Origin of the sequence: Lactobacillus sp. ESL0680 (genome assembly GCF_029392855.1) — a bacterium.
Lineage (GTDB): Bacteria > Bacillota > Bacilli > Lactobacillales > Lactobacillaceae > Lactobacillus.
Map to the genome: position 1 here is coordinate 1015874 of NZ_CP113945.1, position 24111 is coordinate 1039984.

Sequence of the window (24111 nt, forward strand, 5' to 3'; positions counted from 1 at the left end):
TCCTAAAACTTAACGATTAATAATATAGCATTTTTTTAAGCAGGTGTAAAGTGTTTTTACTTAACAGGTAGTTATGAGTGATAACGCTTGATCTTCATGCGCTTTTTCTTGTTCTTCTTGAACTTCTTACCCATACGCCGCATTGCCATTTTCGCCATTGGTGAGTCCATGCCTGGCAAATTGCTCATGCCCTTAAAATTACCTTTGGTAATCTTACTCATCATATCGCGAGCCTGTTTAAACTGCTTAATCATGCGGTTAACTTCAACAACCGGCCGACCAGATCCAGTTGCAATTCTTCTGCGCCGGCTGGGATTGAGCAATTCAGGGTCTTCACGTTCTTCAGGTGTCATTGACGACACAATTGCCTTAACGTGCAAAATTTGCTTTTTATCAATATTAATATTTTTCAGTTGCGGATTATTGGCAAGACCAGGAATCATTTTCATAACTTGATCGAGTGGCCCCATCTTTTCAACTTGGTCAAGTTGATCGACAAAGTCGTTGAAGTCGAAGGTGTTCTCCTTCATCTTTTCAGCGACCTGTTCAGCCTTTTTGGCGTCGTAATCTTCTTGCGCTTTCTCAATCAAGGTCAGCATGTCGCCCATGCCCAAGATTCGTGAAGCCATCCGGTCTGGGTGGAACTGCTCAAGGTCAGTTAACTTTTCACCTTGACCAGTGAAGATAATCGGCTTACCTGTAACTGCTCTAATCGACAGTGCCGCACCACCACGGGTATCACCATCAAGCTTAGTTAAGATAATCCCAGTAATATCTAAACGGCTATCAAAGCCCTTGGCGACATCAGTTGCCGCTTGACCGGTCATTGCATCAACGACCAACAGGATATTATCAGGCTGAGAAATTGCCTTAACCTGCTCAAGTTCTTCCATTAATGGTTCGTCAATTTCCAAACGACCGGCCGTATCGATAATTACGTAGTCATTCTTATTGGTTTCAGCTTGTTTTAATCCATTTTTGACGATTTGAGCAACGTCTGACTGGTCTTTTTCACTATAAACGGGAACCTTTAATTCGGCACCAATTTGTTCAAGCTGGTCAATTGCGGCCGGACGATAAATATCGCCGGCAATTAACAGCGGCCGAGCTTTTTCTTTTTGCATCAGCCGATTAGCCAGCTTACCAACAGTGGTCGTCTTACCAGTACCTTGCAGACCGACCATCATAATAATGGTTGGAATATGCTTGGACTTATTCAGACCAACAGCACTCTCACCCATCATCTTAGTTAATTCATCATTAACAATTTTAATGACTTGTTGGCCCGGATTTAAACTTTCCTGGACTTCCTTACCTAAGGCCTCTTCCTTGATTTTCTTGATAAAATCTTTAACGACCTTAAAGTTAACGTCGGCTTCAAGCAGTGCCAACCGAATTTCACGGCTGGCATTATTAATGTCTTCTTCAGAAATTTTGCCCTTGCCAGTTAAATTCCGCAACGCTTTTTGAATTCGTTCACTTAAATTTTCAAAAGCCATTGAGTCATTCTCCCCTCATTTTTCCTAATAATTGCTTAATTTTAATTAATGCTTCTTCATGCTGATTCTGAGCGACCTCATCAGCGATTGCCGAGAGCTTTTGCTCTATTTCATTATAGTCTTTTTGCATGTGCAATTTTGCTTCATAATTGGTTAAAAGTTTTCGGCAGCGGCGCAGATTATCATAGACTGCCTGCCGTGACACGTTGTGGTTAGCGGCAATTTCACCCAAAGATAGATCATTATAATAATAATCCTCAAAATAGCTTTGCTGGCCCTTAGTTAAGAGCTGACCATAATATGCGTATAAATCACCCAATAATTCATTTTTAACGAGTTCGTCCATTACTTTCACCTTGAACCAGTATAGCAAAAAAGCGCCAGTTTGACGATTGCCAGCAGCAACTCTTCGCAAATTTTATTATTTTTTGATAAAAAAGCATTTACGATTATCTGGCAGTTTTTTTATGATAATTAAACTTGCACACTTAGAAGCATTTGTGTAAGCTTCTTTATATTGATTTAAGAATTCTAAGGAGAATAAAAAGTGAATTTATGGAAAAAAATTAACCGTAAGGAAGACCCACGGGTCTATGAACAAAAAGATGGCCAGCTAGTTCGCTCGCTTACTGTGAAAGACTTTCTGGCACTGGGTGTTGGAACCATCGTTTCCACCTCCATCTTTACTTTACCTGGGGAAGTGGCAGCGCTGCATACAGGACCAGCTGTTGCCATTTCTTGCGTCTTAGCAGCCATTGTTGCCGGCATTGTTTCTTTTGCTTATGCGGAAATGGCGGCTGCCATGCCTTTCGCCGGCTCTGCATATTCTTGGATTAATGTTGTCTTTGGCGAAGTGTGGGGCTGGATTGCCGGTTGGGCACTTTTAGCGGAATATTTTATCGCTATGTCATTTATCGGTTCGGGGATTTCGGCCAATTTTCGTGCCCTTATCGCACCCTTAGGCTTAAAATTGCCGGCTGCTTTATCTAATCCCTTTGGTGTTCATGGCGGCGTTGTCGACCTCATTTCAATTGTGTCGATCTTCTTAGTTTCCCTATTAATTAGTCACGGGGTATCCGAAGCATCTCGAGTTGAGAATGCCCTTGTTGCCTTGAAGGTCTTTGCCATTCTGCTCTTCGTTATCGTTGGTATGACCGCCATTAAAAAGGCTAACTTCATGCCATTCATTCCGCGTTACCGGGCAACTGCCAATGGTCCTTTTGGCGGCTGGCAGGGAATTTACGCTGGTGTATCCATGATTTTCGTATCATATTTGGGCTTTGACGCAATCGCCGCTAATTCAGCCGAAGCTAAAAATCCGGAAAAGACCATGCCCCGCGGAATTGTCGGTTCATTATTAATTGCCGTTGTCTTATTTGTCGCTGTTAGCCTCGTTCTAATTGGCGTCGTCCCTTACCAAAAGTATCTTGGTTCAGCCGAACCAGTTGGTCTTGCTCTGCGGTCAATCGGCCACGGAACAATTGCCACAATCGTGCAGACAATTGCCGTTTTTGGCATGTTTACCGCACTAATTGGTCTTTGCATGTCAAGCTCAAGATTAGTCTACTCCTTTGGCCGCGACGGTATGCTGCCAAAGAAGTTGGGTAAATTAAATAATGATAAAAGACCTAACAACGCTCTCTGGACAATTACCATCATAGCAATTTTAATTAGTGCCTTCTTACCATTTTCATTCCTAACACAGCTAGTCTCAGCGGGAACACTGATTGCTTTCATGTTTGTTTCCCTAGGTATTTATCGCCTAAGACCACGTGAAGGCGTTGATATTTCTAAACCCGCATTTAAAATGCCCTGGTATCCTGTACTGCCGTTCTTAGGATTTTTGGGATCACTAATTGTCTTTATGGGACTTGATACACAGGCTAAAATTTACGCAATTATCTGGTTTATCATTGGGCTAATTATTTATTTTGCTTATGGACTAAAGCATTCAACAATGAACCAAAAAAATTAACTTTTAACAAACGCAGCTAAATAACTTAGCTGCGTTTGTTTTGTTAAATTTGACGATTAAAATATTTTGCATTAGTATTAATTATTATTTAATTTTATTATCAAAAAATAATATTATCCTATGGAGGTAATTTAGTTGAAGCTTTGGCAAACTATGAATCGTAAGGAAGACCCTAATATTTATCAAGAAAAAGATGGTCATTTGGTACGAACCTTAAAAGTTCGCGACTTCTTGGCTCTTGGTGTTGGAACAATTGTTTCCACCTCAATCTTCACGCTGCCAGGAGAAGTTGCGGCACTACATACGGGACCAGCGGTTGCTATCTCTTGTGTTATTGCCTCAATTGTTGCCGGACTAGTAGCTTTTGCTTATGCCGAAATGGCTGCAGCAATGCCGTTTGCCGGGTCAGTCTATTCATGGATTAATGTCGTCTTTGGCGAATTTTGGGGCTGGATTTCTGGCTGGGCACTTTTGGCCGAATATTTAATTGGTATGGCCTTTGTTAGTTCAGGCTTATCAGCTAACTTGCGGGCACTGATTGCCCCATTAGGCTGGAAGCTGCCGGCAGCCTTAGCCAACCCACTAGGTGTTAATGGCGGTGTAGTTGACCTGGTAGCTCTGATTGCCATCATGCTTGCCGCAATTTTAGTCAGTTTTGGGGTATCCAAGGCATCCCGTGTTGAAAACGTCTTAGTTGTTGTTAAAGTTCTGGCAATCGTACTCTTTGTTGTTGTCGGTTTAACAGCAATTAAGGCTGCCAATTTCGTGCCGTTCATCCCGCATTATCGTCCTACCGCACACGGACCATTCGGCGGCTGGCAGGGAATTTATGCCGGTGTCTCAATGATTTATATTTCTTTCTTGGGCTTTGACACAATCGCCTCTAATTCTGCCGAAGCAATTAACCCGCAAAAAACTATGCCTCGCGGAATTATTGGTTCCTTATTAATTGCCGTTGTCTTGTTTGTCGCTGTGAGCTTGGTACTTGTCGGCATGGTTCCCTACCACCAATACCTTAACTCTGCCGAACCTGTCGGCTATGCTTTGCGCCAAACCGGTCATGGCGGTGTTGCAATCATTGTTCAATCCGTCGCAGTTTTGGGTATGTTTACCGCCTTAATTGGTTTATGTATGGCAAGTTCACGACTAGTCTATTCTTTTGGTCGTGACGGCATGTTGCCAAAGAAACTGGGCAAGCTTAATCAGGACCGCCGCCCAGCAACGGCATTATGGACAGTAGCGATTATTTCCATTATTATTTCTGCTTTCATTCCCTTCGCCTTTTTAACTCAATTAGTATCTGCGGGAACGTTAATTGCCTTTATGTTTGTGTCAATTGGTATTTATCGCTTACGACCACGCGAAGGTCACGACATTGCCGATCCAGCATTTAAAATGCCGCTTTATCCGGTTTTGCCATTTCTCGCATTCTTAGGCTCATTTGCGGTCTTCTTAGGTTTGGATAATCAAGCAAAGGAGTACATGCTAGTTTGGACAATAGTTGGTATCATTATCTATTACCTCTATGGCATGCACCATTCCGCAATGAACAAACAATAGCTTCAAATTAAAAAGCCTTAACCATCACGGTTAAGGCTTTTTAATTTACTATAAATTCTCATCCATATTAAAGGTCAACTTCGACATGTTAATTGAATCAATCATCATCTGACCCCACAATTTTTCTGATTGTTTGCGGGTATAAGCAACTGTTTCTTGGTTTGCCTTAGTCAAATAATCTGTCAATTCACTGCCGCTCTTAGCTTCAGCACCAGCAATAACATCTTCAACGCGACGACGGAAGTATTGGTTCAAATCCTTCAAGTAGTCGGTATCCAATTGTACAAATTGCGGATAATGACTTTCAACGATTGCAGCCAATGACTTGTAATACCACCAAGCATCACTCATGTTGTAGTCTATTGAGGTATTGCTGTATGAAGGATCTGTATCGTTCATATTTGCAAAGAACGGAACAAACGGTGTAAAGGTTGGACCACCAATACATAACCACATGATTGCAGCCTTATCGTGGTCAACGTCATTTCTAATTTGCAAAATATGCGAATTTTGTGTTCTGTTCAAGCCAATTGGACGGAAACGGTGCTTTTCTTCTTCAGTACCCTTGCCAAATGGATCGTAAGGTGTGTCTTGGTAATGACTGCCTAATACAAATTCGATATCTTCACGCGTAATCTTCTTGGCTGCACGACGAATGAATGGCAAGTCGCCATCAGTTGGGTCTTGTTCAATTTCGGGATTGAAGTACTTTTGGCCATACCAAACACGATTAGTATTGTAATGGCGGTCTTGTTCTGTGTAAGTACCAAAGATGTGCCGGAAGTTCCAACCCTCATGATCGGTGTTTAAGTGATGCGCGGTCACAAATTCTTGGATACCTTCGCTCCACATAAAGTTAGCTGGATCATTAAAATCGACTTGTTCAATCGAAACCCGGTTAGCTGCAATTGCATAAGCATCATCTGGTATTCTCTGAGCGACCCAGTGGTGACCAGTAACGATTTCCATATACCAAACTTCGTCTTGGTCACTGAACAGAACTGAGTTACCAGCAGGTGAACCATACTTAGCAATCAGTTTGCCTAAATATTCAACCCCATGCTTGGCTGAATGAATATATGGCAAAACAACGGATTGCATACAATCTTCGTCTAAACCATCTTTAACCAGTGGATCAAAAGCCAAGGCACGTTCATTACCATAGGTTGACTCCGTACAAGACATGGCAACATTTTCTTGATTAATACCACTCTCGTCATAATAGCCGCGGTGTTGGTAGTCAACGTTAGGAACAGCTGGTACAGCTTGCGCATCCTCAGGCAAGTCCATGGTAAATTTATTCAACCAAGATTTAATCTTACGTCCTTTTTTACCATGAGCAGCAGGATGAATAATAAACTTTTGCGGCGTAATTGGCCGGAAAGTATCATCGTTGCGGGCAATCATTGTTGAACCGTCAATTGAAGCATTTTTACCAACCAAAATGGTTGTACATGCACTATATTCTTTCATAATTTTCTCCTTTTGTTTTGATTATTATACCAAATCATGGAAAAGACCAACAGCATAATTTGCTGCATCAAAGTCAGCAAGATCTTCAGGCTTCTCGCCTAAACCAACTAGTTTTACCGGCAGCTTCATTTCGTTGCGAATTGCTAAGACTACGCCACCTTTTGAAGAACCATCCAATTTGGTCAAAACCAAGCCTGTCAGTTTAGTCGTTTTGTCAAAGTCCTTTGCCTGCAGCAAGGCATTTTGCCCCGTTGAACCGTCTAAAACCAAGAGAGTTTCTGTTGGTTCATCTGGAGCTTGCTTTTTAATAATACGCTCAATTTTTTCAAGTTCGCTCATCAAGTTTTTCTTATTTTGCAGACGGCCGGCAGTATCAACCAATAAGTAGTCCGCATGTTCCTTGATTGCTCTTGCTGTCGCATCATAAACAACCGATGCTGGGTCTGCTTGCTCTTGTCCTGTTACTACGGGAACATCAACGCGCTTGCCCCATTCAACCAACTGCTCAACAGCACCGGCTCTAAAAGTATCAGCTGCTGCCATTAAGACTGACTTACCTTGGTCCTTAAAGCGTTTCGCAAGTTTACCAATCGTGGTTGTCTTACCAGCACCATTGACCCCGACAAAAAGATAAATGTTAGGTTGCCCGTCCTGATGTGAACGCAACTTCTCGTTTTCGGCATCCCCATTCTTATCGTAAAGGTCGACCAGCTTTTCCACGATTAATTTCTTTAAATCATCGTGAGACTTAGCCTTTTGGAGTTTGGCTTCATCTTTTAATTCAGTCGTCAATTCTTCGGCTGTTTCAAAGCCAACATCTGATTCAATCAACAATTCTTCCAAATCATCAAAGAAATCTTCATCAACCGATCTAAATTTCGCGAAAAATTGGTTCAATCTTGCACCAAAGCCCTTGTTGGTCTTAGCAAGTCCCTTTTCGTATAATTCAGTCTGATCTTGTTCTTCTTGAGTTTCAGCTTCTGGTTCTGCTTGAGATTCAGACTTTGTTTGAGCTGACTCTGCTTCTTCACTTGCAGACATACTTGCCACAGTTGATTCACTTGGTGCAGCAGACATTGTTTGGCTTACAAAAGTTGATTCTGATGCAGACTCTTTTTCAGAAATGCTTTCACTTTCTGACATAGATTCTTGCTGTGATTCAGATTCACTTGCAGAAGTACTTGCGCTCTCTGAAATGGATACAGACTGTGACTCTACTTCACTTTCGGATGTACTTTCAGTAGCCGAACTAGATTCGGATTGTGATTCAGTTTCTTCTTCAGAAGTACTTTCACTCGCTAGTGAAGCTGGTGCTACTGGTTTCTCAGTTTCACTTTCGACAATATCAGTGTCCGCGTTAGATCCTAGTTCAGAGTTAGCAGTTTCATCCTGCTTTTCTGGTTCAGTCTTCGGCTCTACCTCTGCTTCTTTTTCCTTATTACCAAACAGTGATTTCTTAATTTTATCAAATAAGCCCACTCTTAGTTCACCTCATTCTTTAATTGCTTTAACGATACTGAAAAGACTTGCGAAACGCCAGACTCCTGCATAACTACACCATATAGTTGGTCAGCTCGTTCCATTGTTCCGCGACGGTGCGTTATCACAATAAATTGTGTATGCATGTCGTATTTTTCTAAAAATTGCGCAAACCGCGTCACATTTGCATCATCAAGTGCGGCTTCCACTTCGTCTAAAACGCAAAACGGGACCGGCTTAACTTTCAACATCGCAAATAATAGTGTGATTGCAGTCAATGCCCGTTCACCACCAGACAATAGACTTAAACGCTGCAGCTTTTTGCCAGGCGGCTGAGCAATGATTTCAACACCCGTTGTCAACAAGTCATCGGGATCGGTCAAGACCAGTTTGGCATTCCCGCCGCCGAACACAACTGGGAACAGCTCCTTAAAGCTCTTGGCAACCGCCGTAAAAGTTTTACTAAAGCGACTGCCGACTTCTTGGTCCAATTCAGTCATTGACTGCCGCAAGTCATCACGCGCTTTTAACAAATCATTTTGCTGATTATTCAAAAAGTCATACCGCGCCTTAACTTCTTCGTATTCTTCAATTGACTTTAAGTTAACGGGACCAATATCTTCAAGTGACATCCGGTGCAATTTAACTTCTTTTTGCAGCTGCTTACGAGTAACCTCATCATTTTTACCTTCAGCCTGAGCCAAGGCAGCCTCGTAGGTCAGCGAGTAATCCTTGTTCAAAGTTTCAAGCCGCTGGTCAATCTTACTGGCAAATTGGGCAATGTTAACTGACAGTCCCTCTTGCTCAGTTGCCGCATCCTTACGCAAATCATAATTGCGGCTGGCAACTTGGTCTAACTGGTTAATTTGCGCATCAAATTGCCCTAATTGTGAACTCAAAACATTAAGCTGCTCTTGCAGTTCAGACTTTTGCTTAACTCCAGCCTGACTTTCCTGATGAAGCTGCTGCTTCTTCTGGTGGTCAAGCTGACCGTTATGCTCTAAGGTCGCCAACTTAGCTGTCAAAGTCTTAATTTGCTTTTGCTGGTCGGCTAATTTGGCCTGATTTGCCTGCTGCTGACTAGCAAGATTTTCTAATTTATTAGTATAAACCGCAATTTGGGGATCAAGTTCAGCTAACTTGTCCTGAACCTTTTGGTTTAAAGTTGTAAAGTTCTTAATTCGTTCCTGAATTTGACTAATTTTAGCTTTTTGGCCAGCAATTTCAGTAACAAAATGTTCTTTTTGCTGGTCAGCCTTCCTAATCTTCTCGGTTAATGACGCGATTTGCTTGTCGCGCTCTTCTCTGCGCGATTCAAATAGCTGATTGGCAGCTTTTAGCCGGTTAACTTCCTTTTCCTGATTTTGATAAGAAAGCACAGCCTCGCCCAAATCACGACTAACTTCCTGCAATTTTTGCTTAACATCAGCTAAGTCTTGAGCAACTTCTTCATCTTGCTTAACCAACTCAGTTAAATCTGCCTGGTCAGTAGTCAAAGTTGTCTTTAACTCTTCAAGCTTTTGTTTGAGTTGCGTTAATTCAGCAGTTGTTTGCAGTGGCGAATTGTTCTTTTGGTTGCGCACACCACCAGTCATTGAACCGCCCGGCGAAATAATATCACCGTCTAAAGTGACGATGCGATAGCGACCTATGCGCTGCGAAATTTGTAAGGCATTGTCAATCGTATCAACAATCACCGTGCTGCCAAGAAGGTAATTAATTGCCGGACTAATATCTTGCTTACTGGAACTCTCTATCAAATCACTAGCAATGCCTTGATAACCTGTAAAAGCCTGCAAACTGCGCACAGTTGAAGTCGGAATCGAATACTGCTTTAGTCCGTCAAGCGGTAAAAATGTGGCCCGACCAGCATGGCGCTGCTTTAACTGATTAATCGCATCCCGTGCATCTGACCTAGTCACAGCAACTAAGTCTTGCACGCCGCCGCCAAGTGCTGTTGCCATTGCAGCTTCAAGCTCTGCCGGAAATGTAATCAATTCACCAATTGCACCAATAATTCCTGGATAATCAGCAATATTATTCAAAACATTCCGAACGCCATAATAGTAACCTTCATGACGCTTGCGAATATTTTCCAGAGCTTCATACCTTGCACTGACTTGATTTAGCTGGCGTGTAGTTTCACTGACAACTTGACGTAAATTAGATAATTTTTCTTGAACGTCAGCCTGTTTAGCTGTTAATTCCGCAGCCTGCTTCTGCTTTTTTGCTCGTTTATCTTTAAGTGATTGACCCTCTGCTTTCAGCCTGCTCAACTCAGTCGTTGCCTTAGTTAATTCGGCCGTTACATCATTATTTTGATAACTGCTGTCGTCACGGGTTCTCTTTAATTCAGAATTAAGATAAACAATTTCATTATTATTGGAAGTTTGATCCTGTAATAACTGAATATAATCTGAACGTAAATCATCCAATTTTTGATTAAGATCCGCGGGATTTTCATTTAATTCCGCCGTTAACTCAGCCCGCTTTTTTTGTAAGAGCTGCTGCTGATTAATTAAAGCTGTCTGTTGCCCAGCTAGCTTCTCATCATCAGTCTGGCCTTGAGTAACCTGCTCATGTAAACTATTTAGTTCAGACTGATATTCCTTCTTGGTCGCTTCACTATATTGCTTACTCTGTTCCGCAACTTGCAAATTGGCATTCAAATCCGATAACTTCTTCGTTAATGCCAAGAGATCGGCTTGCACTTGCTCGCGCTGATCGCTAAGCTGCTTATACTCATTTCGCTTAGTTGTGACCGCACTCTGTGATTCTTTTACTTCACAATCAAGCTTAGAAAGCAGGACTTGATTCTCATCCGCCTTTTTTTGTACCTGTGCTTTTTGCTGGTCCAAATCGGCAATTTCAAAGGCTAGGAGAGTTTTTAATTTTTGGTCAAGACCCTGCTTTTGAAATTGGTACTCCTTGGCTAGCGAACTCTGCTCATGTAATGGCTCAATTCGCTGCTCTAATTCCTTAACCAAATCATTAATTCTGACCAAATTATCGGTTGTTTGTTCAAGCTGTTGACTGGCAGCTTCCTTTTGCTTCTTAAAATGAAGCACGCCCGCAGCTTCTTCAAAGAGAACTCGACGCGCCTCTGGCCGTGAATTTAGGATTTGATCGACACGCCCCTGAGAAATAATCGCCAAACTATCTTGCGAAATCCCAGAATCCAAAAAAAGTGCGCGAACATCGCGCTGTCTAACTGAATGCTTGTTAATGAGGTACTCATTATCACCAGAAAGCAAAATTCGCCTTGTGACTGTCACCTGATCGTCATCAAAGTTGAGCTGGCGATCTTGATTATCAAAAACCAGCGTCACTTCAGCGTGATTGGCACCCTTACGAAACTCACTTCCGGCAAAAATGACGTCCTTCATGTTCGAGCCACGCAGCGACTTAGCCCGTGACTCACCCATCACCCAACGAATAGCCTCAGTAATGTTACTTTTACCACTACCGTTCGGACCGACAATACCGGTGATTCCCGCACCAAATTGAATCTTTGTCTTTTCGGCGAAAGATTTAAAACCGTCAATTATTAGTTCTGTTAATGGCACAAGCTACCCCCTAGCGCTTCTTAGCCAAGGCAACCTTTGCTGCATCTTGCTCTGCAGACTTTTTGTTGTGACCTGTACCTTGGGAGACATCTTGACCGTTAACGCGCAATTGAACCGTAAAGCGCGACGGAAGCTGCTCTTCCTTAATTACTTGATATTCGATTTTAACAGGACCATCTTGCTGTAAAAACTCCTGCAAGTCAGTCTTATAATCACGTGATGCATCAAACTTACCAGCATCAATCAGCGGATAAACAGTTAAATGGAGAAAATATTCAACTGCATTCATGCCTTGATCAAGGAAAAGCGCACCATTGAAGGCTTCAAACACGTCTTCAAGCAATGTCTTGCGCGAACGTGCACCAGCTTTTTCTTCACCATGACCTAAATTAATTTCTGCAGGAAAGCCAAATTTTTTGGCAAATTCCGCAAAGCCCTCAGTATCAACGATATTAGACCGCATTCGCGTTAATTCACCCTCATTTAATTCGGTAAAATGGCGGTATAAGTAATCAGAAATCGCTAGTTCCAATACCGCATCTCCCAAAAATTCCAGCTTTTCATAATCGCGCACACCATCCTGTGGATGCTCATTGGCATACGAAGAATGAGTGAATGCTTCTTCCAATAATTTAGGATTATTAAATTTAATTTTGTATTTGTCATTTAATTGATTAACAAATTTCGTGCTTACCATCTTTTCAGCCCCTTTATCCTTTGATTATACCAGTTTTTGCCCGATAAAATGAAAAAGAAAGCAATTACAACAATAAGTTATCCTTAAAAATCACAAAAAGCACGCGACTGATACGTCCACGTGCCTTTAGCGATATTATATTAATTTTTAATTATTACGTTTACTATTTAGCAAATGCAACCCGACCCCATAGTTGGTGGCCATTATTCATTAATGATGGCTTCAATGAGTAACCAGTAAGCTTGTTGTTAACAGCATCAATCTGGTACGAATTGTCCATTGGAATTACATAAGCTTGATCGAACATGTATTGTTGCCATTCATGGAACTTCTGTACCCGATACTTGTGGTTGAAGGCTTTTTGTGAGTCCATTTCTTCCAGCAATTTGTTGTTTTCTGGAGTAACAAATCTTGTGTAGTTGGACATTGTTCCTTCACTGTACAATTGCGTTTGTGACGGTTCACTAGATAAAGTCCAGCCAGCATCAAACATGTCAATTCCTGCCGCATCATGTTGAACCTTATCGTAGAACGAGTTCATTTCGGTTAAACGACCGCCAACCATCTTAACATTCAGGCCAATCTTATGCCATTGTTGAATATAGTTCTGAGTAATTGACTCTTTAATCGAACCAAGCTGCGCATTAGTTTTAGCCAAGTAGTTAATAGTTAATGGCTTGCCGTTTGGTTGAACACGCCACTTGCCCTTCTTCTTGTAGCCAGCCTTATCCAAAATCTCATTGGCCTTCTTCAAGTTATATGAATAGCCTTTAACATCCTTATCGAAGTAATCGCCAAATTGTGCGGGAATTAAAGTTGGTACTTGGAAGCTCAAACCTTGAGTATAACGCTTATCAACAGCATTGATGTTCATGGCATAACCAATCGCCTGACGCAATGGCTTAGTCATCTTAGGATTCTTTTCCATTACGTTCTTTGATTGCTTACCATCCCACTTACCGACTTTAAAGCCAAGGTAGTAGTAAGATAGCGGCACTGTAGCGACAAAGTTCACACCCTTGGAGTTCTTAACCTGATTCCACTGTGCGTTTACAACTCGAGTTACGTCGAACTTTTGACTCTTAATTGATTGCGAAGCTGAGTTAGGCGAAACAACTTGGTAAATAATCTTGTCTAGTTTTGGTTTACCGCGCCAGTAGTACTTGTTTGGAACCCAGCTGACTGATTGACCACGGACAATCTTTTGAACTTTATATGGACCAAAGTATAACGGCTTCTTTCTAATTTGGTCAGATGATTGCAGCTTCTTAAATGGAACATCCTTTAAGTAGTGGTATGGTGCAGCCATTTCCCAAATATAACCGTTACCTGCATTAGTCATACCTGGCTTCAATTCAGTACAGTGCAATACGGCTACACGACCATTTTCGCCATCTGGCATTTCAATTCCTGAAATAGTCTTGGCCTTACCTTCGTGGTATTCTTTCATACCTTTAATAACATTAAATTGACTAGAATATCTTTGTGATTGAGTGTCCTTGTTAGCGATAATTTCATAAGCATATTCAACATCTTTAGCTGTTACTTGCTTACCATCAGACCACTTAACGCCCTTTTTAACCGTAATTGTTGCCGTGTTAGCTTTACGATCAAGTTTCAAAGTAGCTGGACCCTTATCATTGATCTTATAGTGATCGTCAGTATCAAATAATGATTCTTGACCAGGACTGGCAATATCACTATCAATTTGACTCATTGCGAGTTCTTCATTAAAAATTCCTGTAAAAGGTGTGTCTGTTTCTTCTGCAACTTTAATCGTACCACCCTGTTTAGCAGTTTTAACTGGTGCCTGTTCTGGGAATTTACTTGCAGTCTTAGTATTGTCGTCATTATTACTCTTACCACAAGCTACCAATGTTAAGGCAGCTGCTGTCACTACTCCGATTGAGCCTAAAATTTTGTTTGTTTTCATAATAAGCTACCCTTCCTTATTATTTAATTATTTTCTCGAAACAAGTTAATAGTTAAATATTACCATGAAAAATTAAAAAATCAATATAATTATTAATATTAATTTAATAAAAAGCAAAATTATTTTCGCAAACAAAAAATCCTAAGAACTTAATCTTAGGATTTAGAGATTTATAATTACTTGGTGAAGGCAACTTTATACCATAATGGATAACCATTATTATCTTGTGATGGCTTCAATGAGTAACCAGTTATTTTATCATTAATTGCGTTAACTGAGTAATAGTTATATGTTGGCACAACATATGCTTCATCATTCATATATTTCTGCCATTCATGGAACTTCTGTACTCGATACTTGTGGTTAAAGGCCTTTTGTGAGTCCATTTCTTCTAATAATTTGTTGTTTTCTGGCGTAACAAATCTTGAGTAGTTAGACATTGTACCTTCACTGTACAACTGTTGTTGTGAAGGTTCAGAAGACATTGTCCAGCCGGCCATAAACATATCTACACCTGGATCGTCATGTTGAACCTTGTCATAGAAGGAATTAAATTCAGTTAGTCGGCCGCCAACCATTTTAACGTTTAAACCAATCTTATTCCATTGTTGGATATAATTTTGCATAATTGGCTCTTGGGTAGCCTTACCTGACATTGCCAAGAAATGAATAGTTAGCGGCTTACCATTAGGTTGAACACGCCACTTACCCTTCTTCTTGTAGCCAGCCTTATCCAAAATTTCATTGGCCTTCTTAATATTATAAGTATATCCCTTAACATCCTTATCGAAGTAATCGCCAAATTGTGCTGGAATTAAAGTTGGCACTTGGAAACTCAAGCCGTGGGTATAATGCTTGTAAACTGAATCAGTATTCATTGCATATGCTATCGCTTGACGCAAAGATTTATTATTCATCTTAGCATTAGGATTCATAACATTTTTAGCCTTCTTGGCATCCCATTTACCAACCTTAAATGCTAAATAGTAATATGCTAGAGGAATTTTGGCAACAAAGTTAACATTCTTAGTATTCTTGACATCATTCCATTGATCGTTAACAACTTCTGCAATATCAAATTTGTGGCTCTTGATTGATTGCGTAACTGAAGTTGGTGCAACAACTTGGTAAATAATCTTGTCTAGTTTTGGTTTACCGCGCCAGTAATACTTGTTAGGTACCCAACTAACTGATTGGCCTCTAACTAGTTTGCCCAGCTTAAATGGTCCAAAGAATAATGGGTGTTTACGAATTTGATCAGAAGATTGTAATTTCTTAAATGGCACATTTTTCAAATAATGATATGGAACGGCATTTTCCCAAATATAACCATTACCACTGTTAGTCATACCTGGCTTCAATTCAGTACAATGTAATACAGCTACACGACCAGTTTCACCATCTGGCATTTCAATTCCTGAAATAGTCTTAGCCTTGCCCTCATGATATTCTTTCATACCTTTAATAATATTAAATTGACTAGAATATCTTTGTGATTGAGTATCCTTATTGGCAATAATTTCATAAGCATATTCAATGTCTTTAGCAGTTACCTGCTTACCATCAGACCACTTAACACCCTTCTTAACTGTAATTGTTACGGTGTTAGCTTTACGATCTAACTTTAATGTTGCTGCTCCTGAATCATTAATTTTATAATGATCATCAGTACCAAACAGCGATTCAGCACCTGGACTCATAATATCAGTATCAATTTGACTCATTGATAGTTCTGGGCTAAAGACGCCAGTAAATGGGGTATCTGTTGATTCAGCAATCTTTAAAGTTCCGCCTTGTTTAGCCGTTTTAACAGGAGTTGCTGCCGGGAACTTACTTGCAGTCTTGGCATTTTCGTTACTGTCATTGTTGCTCTTACCACAAGCTACTAATGTTAAAGCAGCTGCCGTAACAACTCCAATGGAGCCTAATATTTTGTTTTTTTTCATAAACACACACCTTCTAATTGTAATATCTCTCTTTCGAAACAAGCTAATAATTAAATCTTAGCATGATTTATTAAAAAATCAACGGCTTTATGAATACATAATTAAATATACTTTTAGGCATTTAACAAAAACTAACAAAAAATCCTAAGAATTTACTCTTAGGATTTATAAATTTATAATTATTTAGTATAGGCAACGTTATACCATAATGGGTACCCATTATTGTCTTGTGATGGCTTCAACGAGTAACCTGTTACTTTATCGTTTACAGCATACAAATTATAATTGTTATCCATCGGAACAACATAAGCTTGGTCATTCATGTACTTTTGCCATTCATGGAACTTCTGTACCCGATATTTATGATTAAAGGCCTTTTCTGAATCAATTTCTTTCAGTAATTTACTATTCTTAGCAGTTACAAATCTACTGTAATTAAATGGTGCTCTTTCATTATAAAGATCATTTGGTGATGCTTCAGTTGATAATCCCCAAATGCCATCATACATATCTATTCCAGCTGCATCATTTTGTAACTTATCATAGAATGAATTACCCTCAGTTAAACGTCCACCAACAAGTTTAACGTTCAAGCCAACCTTATGCCATTGTTGAACATAATTTTGAATAATTGGTTCCTGAATTGAAGATCCTTGCATTGCCAAAAAATGAATAGTTAATGGCTTACCATTAGGTTGAACACGCCACTTACCTTTCTTCTTGTAACCTGCTTGATCCAAGATTTGATTAGCCTTCTTTAAACTATATGGATAGCCCTTGGCACTTTTATCAAAGTAATCACCAAATTGAGCTGGGATTAGAGTTGGAACACGGAAATACAAACCATGAGTATAATGCTTGTCAACTTGATCAATATTCATTGCATATCCAATAGCTTTACGCAAAGGCTTGGTCATTTTAGGATTCTTAGACATGACATTCCTACCTGTCTTAGCATCCCACTTACCAACTTTAAAGCCCATATAACTATAAGACAATGGAACATTAGCAATAAAGTTGACATCCTTGGTATTTTTCACATCTGACCATTGTGAAGCTCTAACTTGAATAACATCAAACTTATGACTTTTCAGTGCTTGAGAAGCTGCATCAGGAGAAATAATCGAAATCACAATTTTATCAAGTTTAGGTGTACCACGCCAGTAATACTTATTAGGAGTATATGTAACAGATTGTCCTCGGACAATTTTACTCATCTTATAAGGTCCGAAGAACAATGGATTCTTTCTAATTTTATCACTTGATTCAAGCTTATTAAATGGTACGTCCTTTAAGTAATGATATGGTTCTGCCTGTTCCCAGAAGTAACCGTTTCCTGCATTATACATTCCAGGTTTCATTTGCTTAAAGTGAAGCACAACTTTACGACCATTTTCACCATCTGGCATTTCAATTCCTGAAATAGTCTTAGCTTTACCATCGTGATATTCTTCTAAACCAACAATATCAGTTAAACTGGCTGTATATCTTTGACTCTTAGTCTTTTTATTAGCAATAATTTCATAAGGATATTCAATATCTTTAGCAATAACTTGCTTACCATCAGACCATTTAACACCCTTTTTAACTTCAATTGTGACAGTTTTCGCTTTTTTGTCTAATTTAAATGTAGCAGGACCTTTATCATTAATTTTGTAAGTATCATTAGTGTCAAATAATGATTCTAATCCGGGTGCCATCATGTCCGAGTCTGTTTGGACTGTATATAATTCAGGAGCAAATACACCTGTGAATGGTGAAGCTGATAGTTCACCTTTCTTTAAAATACCTCCCTGTTTGGCAGTCTTAACTGGCGTTGCTTCAGGAAACTTACTAGCAGTTTTAGCTTCATTGGAATTATCATTACTACTCTTACCACAAGCCACTAATGTTAAAGCAGCTGCTGTAATAACTCCAATGGAGCCTAATATTTTGTTTTTCTTCATAAACATACACCTTCTAATTGTAATATCTCTCTTTTGAAACTAACTAATAATTAAATCTTAGCATGATTTATTAAAAAATCAATGTATTTATGAATATACAATTAAATATACTTTTGATTATTTAACAAAAGCTAACAAAAAATCCTAAGATTTTACTCTTAGGATTCTTGAAAATTATGTTTAATTATTTAACAAAGCCAACTTGGCCCCATAATTGGTGGCCGTTGCTATTTTGCGAAGGTCTTAGTGAATAACCCGTAATCTTATCATTGATTGCATAAATCGTGTACGAATTATCTGTAGGAATAGTATATGCCTGGTCATTCATGTACTCTTGCCATTCATGGAATTTTTGAACACGGTACTTATGATTGAATGACTTGGTTGAGTCAATTTCAGACAATAACTTAGTATTTTCTGGTGTTACAAACCGTGAATAGTTCATCGGTGATGTTTCACCATACAAATTATTAGGTGATGGCTCACTGGCTAACCCCCAGCCAGCTTCAAACATGTCGACACTTGGATCATCATGTTGCAGCTTATCTTCAAAGGAGTTGAACTCAGTTGGCCGGCCGCCAAGTAATTTAACATTCAGACCAATCTTATGCCATTGTTGAATGTAATTCTGCTGAATTGGTTCTTTAGTAGAATCACCTTGTCTAGTCATGTAATTAATAACTAAAGGCTTACCATTAGGTTGTGTGCGCCACTTGCCCTTCTTCTTATATCCAGCCTTATCTAAGATTTCATTAGCCTTCTTTAAGTTGTAAGAATAGCTTTTGGCATTTTTATCAAAGTAATCGCCAAATTGTGCGGGAATTAAGGTTGGCACGCGGAAACTTAAGCCTTCAGTATAACGCTTGTCAACGGCATCAACATTCATCGCGTAACCAATTGCTTGGCGCAAGGCCTTATTATTCATCTTGGACTTCGGATCCATCACGTTCTTGTCTTTTTTGGCATCCCACTTACCAACCTTAAAGCCAAGATAATTATATTGAATTGGAATTTGAGCAACAAAATTTACGTCCTTGGTATCTTTAACCTGATCCCATTGAGTATTAATTGCATTAACGACATCAAACTTGTGGTCCTTAATTGATTGTGAGGTCGAATTAGAAGAAAGAACTGAAATTACAATTTTATCCAGCTTTGGTGTGCCGCGCCAGTAATACTTGTTAGGTACCCAAGTTGCTGATTCGCCGCGAACCAACTTAGCCAGCTTAAACGGACCAAAGTACATTGGGTGCTTTCTAATCTTATCTGAAGATTGCAGTTTAGCAAACGGCACATCCTTGAGATAATGATATGGTGCGGCAGTTTCCCAGAAGTAGCCATTACCACTGTTGTACATTCCTGGCTTCATTTGCTTAAAGTGCAGCACAATTTGGCGACCATTCTCACCATCTGGCATTTCAATACCTGAAATAGTCTTGGCTTGACCATTATGGTATTCCTTCATGCCCTCAATATTCTCTAATTGGCTACTGTAACGTTGTGATGCGGTCTTCTTGTTAGCTAAAATTTCATAAGAATATTCCAAATCCTTAGCAGTTACCTGCTTGCCATCAGACCACTTAACACCATTTTTAACCGTAATTGTCGCTATTTTATCCTGAACATCCAGCTTCAAGGTTGCAGCACCTTTATCATTAATCTTAAAATTATCGTCTGTATCAAACAGGGCTTCTTCACCAGGTTCAGCGACCTGCGCGTCGGTTTGAACAGTATACAATTCATCCGAAAAAATGCCGGTAAAAGGAGTATCACTTCTAACAGCAACTTTTAAAGTACCGCCTTGTTTAGCGGTTTTCTTAGGTACTGACTCAGAAAACTTGCTGGCAGTATTTGCACCTTGATTGCTACTGCCATTACTACCTTTACCACAAGCTACTAAGGTTAATGCAGCTGCGGTAACAACTCCAATTGAACCAAGTATTTTGGACTTTTTCATAAAATAATTACTCCTAACCATTCTATTCTCTATCTACGTGTAATTGGAATAAGTTAATACATAGATTTTAGCATATCTGAATAGTATTCCAAATTATTTTATCGTGCTTTAATTTTAGCCTTATAATTACTTCATATACTTTTTAATTTGGATCACAAAAAAAGCTCTACTGTTAAAGTAAAGCTTTTTTGATTAAACTAATTTTCTCGTTGACGAGCATCCCCAGCACGCTGCAATGCACGACCAACATAGTTAATACTTAATGAGATCATTAATAACAATATTGTCGCTGGCAGCCATAACCATGGACGGTTAACAACGTTAACTGGGTCGTTAGCAAATCCAATCAATGTACCAAGTGATGGTGTCGTTGTTGGCAATCCATAACCAATGAAGGATAATGTTGTTTCAACACCGATGTTTCCGGCAATTGTCAATACCACGTCAATAATAATCATTGATGTAATATTTGGCAAAACTTCTCTAAACATGATCTTCAAGTCAGAAGAACCTGAAGTCTTCGAAGCTAGGACGTAATCACGTTCACGTTGTGACAAGATAAAGGCACGGAAGTAACGTGCTGTCGCTGGCCATGCAAACATTGAAATAATCCAAACCAAGCTAACTGCATTGTAGTTAGGAATAACTGTTACAAGAACAATCATGATTGGCCATTTAGGCAAAACTTGAATGAAGTCAACAATTCTCATGATGATTGAATCAATGTAGCCACCGTAATAGCCGGATACAAGTCCAACTAACAAACCAACAATTTCAACAACTGCGGTAACAGCGACCCCAATCATAATTGAGTTACGGCCACCCATCATCAGCAGCTTCAAAATGTCACGACCACCGTCATCAGTACCAAAGATGTGACCATTTTGACCCCAACCATAGTAGGCGTCAACAATGTTAATCTCTGTGACTTGTGACTTATGTAAGAACAACGACCCACCAAAGGTGAACAGTAAAATTAAAATGATAATAATTGCAGCAGTAAAGGCAACCTTATCATGTCTAATCTCACGCATTGCAATCTTAAATCCAGATGCAGGAGTTGGGCGTGTTTGGTCTTTTTGTGTTTTTTCTTTATTTTTAGCCATTGTACTCGCTCCTCCCTACTTAACCCGAATTCTTGGGTCAACAATACTCATAATAATATCTGAGAGCAAGTTGCCTAATAAAGTTAAAATACCAAAAATTAAAATCAAGGCAGTCAATGTCGTGTAATCACGTTGAGAAATTGAATCAAGGAAGAGTTTACCCATTCCTGGATAACTAAAGACAGATTCAACAATCATTGATCCACTGAGCAGACCAGTAATTACTGTCCCAAAGTTAGAAGCGATTGGCAATAAGGAGTTACGCAAAATATGCTTGTTAAAGACAACATTTTCAGGAACACCCTTACTGTGTGCTGTCCGAACATAATCTTCAACCTTATTATCGACAATTCCTGTCCGCAAGTATTGAACAATACTGGTAGTCGTTACAACCGCCGTCAAAATTGCCGGTAGCAGCATGTGGTAGAATTGGCTGCCAATTGTTCCCCAGAAGCCTGAAGCATTAGCGGCAACTGACCCTGAAATTGGGAACCAGCCTAACGTGAAGCCAAACAGCCAAATAGCCAAAATGTAAAAAACAAATGGCGGTACTGCATAGGTAACGTAGTTAAAGATTTCAACTGCTTGGTCTTGCCATTCATCTTGGTGACGACCAGCAGTAATTCCCATTGGAATTGAAATTGCATAGGTAATAATAGTTGATAATAATGACAACCAGAAGGTATTAACTGCACGGTCAGCAATTAATGAAACAACCGGCACGTGCTGAATATAACTCGTTCCTAAGTCTCCCCGGAATAAGTTGCCAACCCAGCGACCATATTGCACTGGAATTGGATCATTCAAGCCCGCTGCCTGCTTTAAGGCTGCTAATTGCTTAGGGTCCGTATTGGGGTTAATTTGACCACTGAATGGGTCACCAGGCATCATTTTAGCCAAAACAAAGACTAAAAAGCTCAAGATAATAATTTGCGGAATCATAACCAAAAAACGTCTCAGAATTGTTTTCCACATTTTTAGTCACTCTCCTTTTCTTGATTTACTTGCTCTGGCGGCAGGGCAACAAAGTGCTTGCCAGAAACGTGTTGTAATGGATAAACACGCCCGTCTTTGTCATACCAAGCACTTTGGTCATTTTGGAATTCCTGCTCAACCCGATTACGTTCCTGCTTGTGTTCTTCACGGTGTTCAACATCAACCTTAGGAATTGCAGAAAGCAGACGTTTAGTATAGATATGGATTGGATTATTATAGATATCTTCACGGGTACCAATCTCAACTAAACGGCCACGGTGCATGATTGCCAAGTTCTCAGACATGTGCTTAACAACACCCAAATCGTGAGAAATAAACAGGTAAGCAATATTATATTGTTGCTGAATATGCTTCATAAAGTTTAAAACCTGAGCTTGAACCGACAAATCCAAAGCACTGGTAGGTTCATCCGCTACAATCAACCTTGGATTTGTCGCTACGGCACGGGCAACCCCGATTCTCTGTCTTTGACCACCGGAAAATTCATGCGGATACTTGTAAATGGCATCGCTCGGCATTCCAACAATATCCAGCAATTCCTGTACTCGATCACGTTCTTGATCCGTTGTTAAGTTCTCAAAGTTACGGATTGGTTCTGCAATAATATCTTCAATTCGTTTACGGGGGTTCAAACTAGACATTGAATCCTGGAAAATCATTTGAACATCTTTATTGTAGTTCAAACGGCGTCTATTCTTAGCTTTAGTAACGTCAACGCCTTTATAAATAATTTGGCCGCTAGTGACAGGTTCAACCCCGACAATTGCCTTACCGGTAGTTGATTTACCAGAACCAGATTCACCAATTAGACCGTAAGTTTCACCTTCATTAATCGTGATACTAATGTCATCAACGGCGCGCACATAATCAGTAACCCTATTCCAAAAGCCACTCCGAATAGGATAGTGAACCTTTAGGTTTTTTATTTGAATAATTTCTTTAGCCATAAATTACTCCCCACTTACTGCAGCATCTTGATCTTGGAAGTGGAAGTTCTTCCAGCATGTACATCTGACCCAGTGTCCAGATTCAACTTCGTGCATCACTGGATTTTCTTCATGATCGCTTTCAGGAATCCATGGGATTCTCGGTGCAAACCGATCACCAGTCCGCCGCATATTTTGCAATGACGGAACTGTTCCTTGGATAACATGCAAATCTTCACTCTCATCATCTGATTGTGGCATTGAGTTCAATAGCGAACGTGTATATGGATGCAATGGATTATTAAAAATTGTCTTTACATCAGCCTTTTCAACAACTTGTCCGCCATACATAACAGCAACTTCATCAGCTGTTTCTGCAACAACACCTAAGTCGTGCGTAATCAAAATAATGCCGGAATGTGATTGCTTTTGAATATCTTCCAAAAGATCCAAAATTTGGGCCTGAATTGTTACGTCAAGAGCAGTTGTCGGCTCATCGGCAATAATGATTTCGGGCTTACATGCAACAGCCATCGCAATTACGACCCGCTGACGCAGACCACCTGATAATTCATGTGGGTACATTGAATACATTTCTTCAGGCTTAGGCATACCAACCTGATTAAACAATTCAATAACGCGTGCATGACGTTCCTTTTCATTCATATCGGTATGGTAATACAGAGTTTCAGCCACCTGGTCGCCAACCCGCATTAACGGATTAAGACTTGCCAATGGATCTTGGAAAATCATTCCAATCTTGTTACCACGAATCTTATTAAACAGCGCTTCATTTAGCCCAACTAGGTTCAATTCATTATAGAGAATATCCCCAGTTACTTTTGTATTTTTATGGTCGTACAAACCAATAATACTTGCGGCAATTGTACTCTTACCACAACCAGATTCACCTACGACTGATAAAATTTCGTCACGCTTCAGAGTAATATTTATATCATCAGCAGCATCATAAAATTTCCCATGCAGACGGTATGCCGTATGCAAATGCTGGATATCTAGCAAGAGATCACTTTGTTTTTCCAAAGGTCATT

At 39.8% G+C, this 24111-nt stretch carries 16 protein-coding genes; 2 read left to right on the top strand and 14 right to left on the bottom strand.

Going from position 1 to position 24111, the window contains the following annotated elements; translation table 11 throughout:
• Window positions 1-71 precede the first annotated feature (71 nt).
• Together ffh and ylxM are read right to left on the bottom strand one after the other, a co-directional pair.
• Window positions 72-1499, bottom strand: a complete 1428-nt coding sequence (gene ffh, locus OZX58_RS04920) for a signal recognition particle protein (protein WP_277140501.1) — start codon at window positions 1497-1499, stop codon at window positions 72-74.
• Between the two features lie 4 nt (window positions 1500-1503).
• Entirely contained in the window at window positions 1504-1845 is a 342-nt protein-coding gene (ylxM, locus tag OZX58_RS04925; RefSeq protein ID WP_277140502.1) for a YlxM family DNA-binding protein, read from the bottom strand.
• Between the two features lie 201 nt (window positions 1846-2046).
• Here ylxM and OZX58_RS04930 point away from each other — a divergent pair, with 201 nt between their 5' ends.
• On the top strand, window positions 2047-3474 hold the full coding sequence (locus OZX58_RS04930) for an amino acid permease (protein WP_277140503.1): 1428 nt from the start codon (window positions 2047-2049) through the stop codon (window positions 3472-3474).
• Between the two features lie 135 nt (window positions 3475-3609).
• Window positions 3610-5034, top strand: coding sequence for an amino acid permease (locus tag OZX58_RS04935; protein ID WP_277140504.1), 1425 nt, complete (start codon window positions 3610-3612; stop codon window positions 5032-5034).
• A 48-nt stretch (window positions 5035-5082) separates the two neighbouring features.
• On the opposite strand, the gene OZX58_RS04940 is transcribed toward OZX58_RS04935, so the two are convergent.
• The 12 genes from OZX58_RS04940 to OZX58_RS04995 all read right to left on the bottom strand — a co-directional run bounded on the left by OZX58_RS04940 (window position 5083) and on the right by OZX58_RS04995 (window position 24103).
• Window positions 5083-6507, bottom strand: a complete 1425-nt coding sequence (locus OZX58_RS04940; protein ID WP_277140505.1) for a C69 family dipeptidase — start codon at window positions 6505-6507, stop codon at window positions 5083-5085.
• A 24-nt stretch (window positions 6508-6531) separates the two neighbouring features.
• Window positions 6532-7986, bottom strand: coding sequence for a signal recognition particle-docking protein FtsY (gene ftsY, locus OZX58_RS04945; RefSeq protein ID WP_277140506.1), 1455 nt, complete (start codon window positions 7984-7986; stop codon window positions 6532-6534).
• A 2-nt stretch (window positions 7987-7988) separates the two neighbouring features.
• Window positions 7989-11552 carry a chromosome segregation protein SMC gene (gene smc, locus OZX58_RS04950; protein ID WP_277140507.1) on the bottom strand — a complete coding sequence of 1188 codons (3564 nt, stop codon included), beginning with the start codon at window positions 11550-11552 and terminating at the stop codon, window positions 7989-7991.
• 10 nt (window positions 11553-11562) lie between these two features.
• Window positions 11563-12249 (bottom strand): ribonuclease III, encoded by a 687-nt coding sequence (gene rnc, locus OZX58_RS04955; protein WP_277129490.1) that lies wholly within the window; start codon window positions 12247-12249, stop codon window positions 11563-11565.
• A gap of 163 nt (window positions 12250-12412) precedes the next feature.
• The gene (locus OZX58_RS04960) at window positions 12413-14182 is read right to left on the bottom strand and encodes an oligopeptide ABC transporter substrate-binding protein (protein WP_277140508.1); all 1770 of its coding nucleotides are present in this window, start codon (window positions 14180-14182) and stop codon (window positions 12413-12415) included.
• Window positions 14183-14358: 176 nt separating this feature from the next.
• Window positions 14359-16128 carry an oligopeptide ABC transporter substrate-binding protein gene (locus OZX58_RS04965; RefSeq protein ID WP_277140509.1) on the bottom strand — a complete coding sequence of 590 codons (1770 nt, stop codon included), beginning with the start codon at window positions 16126-16128 and terminating at the stop codon, window positions 14359-14361.
• 179 nt (window positions 16129-16307) lie between these two features.
• On the bottom strand, window positions 16308-18074 hold the full coding sequence (locus OZX58_RS04970) for an ABC transporter substrate-binding protein (protein WP_277140510.1): 1767 nt from the start codon (window positions 18072-18074) through the stop codon (window positions 16308-16310).
• Between the two features lie 184 nt (window positions 18075-18258).
• Window positions 18259-20031: an oligopeptide ABC transporter substrate-binding protein gene (locus OZX58_RS04975; protein WP_277140511.1), complete on the bottom strand. Its 1773-nt coding sequence runs from the start codon at window positions 20029-20031 to the stop codon at window positions 18259-18261.
• A 197-nt stretch (window positions 20032-20228) separates the two neighbouring features.
• Window positions 20229-21137 (bottom strand): ABC transporter permease, encoded by a 909-nt coding sequence (locus OZX58_RS04980; RefSeq protein ID WP_277129486.1) that lies wholly within the window; start codon window positions 21135-21137, stop codon window positions 20229-20231.
• Between the two features lie 15 nt (window positions 21138-21152).
• Entirely contained in the window at window positions 21153-22112 is a 960-nt protein-coding gene (gene opp4B / locus OZX58_RS04985) for an oligopeptide ABC transporter permease (RefSeq protein ID WP_277129485.1), read from the bottom strand.
• A gap of 2 nt (window positions 22113-22114) precedes the next feature.
• Complete coding sequence (locus OZX58_RS04990; RefSeq protein ID WP_277129484.1) at window positions 22115-23080, bottom strand: ATP-binding cassette domain-containing protein; 966 nt, start codon at window positions 23078-23080, stop codon at window positions 22115-22117.
• 3 nt (window positions 23081-23083) lie between these two features.
• The gene (locus tag OZX58_RS04995; RefSeq protein WP_277129483.1) at window positions 23084-24103 is read right to left on the bottom strand and encodes an ABC transporter ATP-binding protein; all 1020 of its coding nucleotides are present in this window, start codon (window positions 24101-24103) and stop codon (window positions 23084-23086) included.
• Window positions 24104-24111 lie beyond the last annotated feature (8 nt).

Excerpts from the sequence above, each read along its gene's own strand:
- ffh (WP_277140501.1), bottom strand. The coding sequence starts at position 1,499 with ATGGCTTTTGAAAATTTAAGTGAACGAATTCAAAAAGCGTTGCGGAAT.
- ylxM (WP_277140502.1), bottom strand. The coding sequence starts at position 1,845 with ATGGACGAACTCGTTAAAAATGAATTATTGGGTGATTTATACGCATAT.
- OZX58_RS04940 (WP_277140505.1), bottom strand. The coding sequence starts at position 6,507 with ATGAAAGAATATAGTGCATGTACAACCATTTTGGTTGGTAAAAATGCT.
- rnc (WP_277129490.1), bottom strand. The coding sequence starts at position 12,249 with ATGGTAAGCACGAAATTTGTTAATCAATTAAATGACAAATACAAAATT.
- OZX58_RS04960 (WP_277140508.1), bottom strand. The coding sequence starts at position 14,182 with ATGAAAACAAACAAAATTTTAGGCTCAATCGGAGTAGTGACAGCAGCT.
- OZX58_RS04965 (WP_277140509.1), bottom strand. The coding sequence starts at position 16,128 with ATGAAAAAAAACAAAATATTAGGCTCCATTGGAGTTGTTACGGCAGCT.
- OZX58_RS04970 (WP_277140510.1), bottom strand. The coding sequence starts at position 18,074 with ATGAAGAAAAACAAAATATTAGGCTCCATTGGAGTTATTACAGCAGCT.
- OZX58_RS04975 (WP_277140511.1), bottom strand. The coding sequence starts at position 20,031 with ATGAAAAAGTCCAAAATACTTGGTTCAATTGGAGTTGTTACCGCAGCT.
- OZX58_RS04980 (WP_277129486.1), bottom strand. The coding sequence starts at position 21,137 with ATGGCTAAAAATAAAGAAAAAACACAAAAAGACCAAACACGCCCAACT.
- opp4B (WP_277129485.1), bottom strand. The coding sequence starts at position 22,112 with ATGTGGAAAACAATTCTGAGACGTTTTTTGGTTATGATTCCGCAAATT.
- OZX58_RS04990 (WP_277129484.1), bottom strand. The coding sequence starts at position 23,080 with ATGGCTAAAGAAATTATTCAAATAAAAAACCTAAAGGTTCACTATCCT.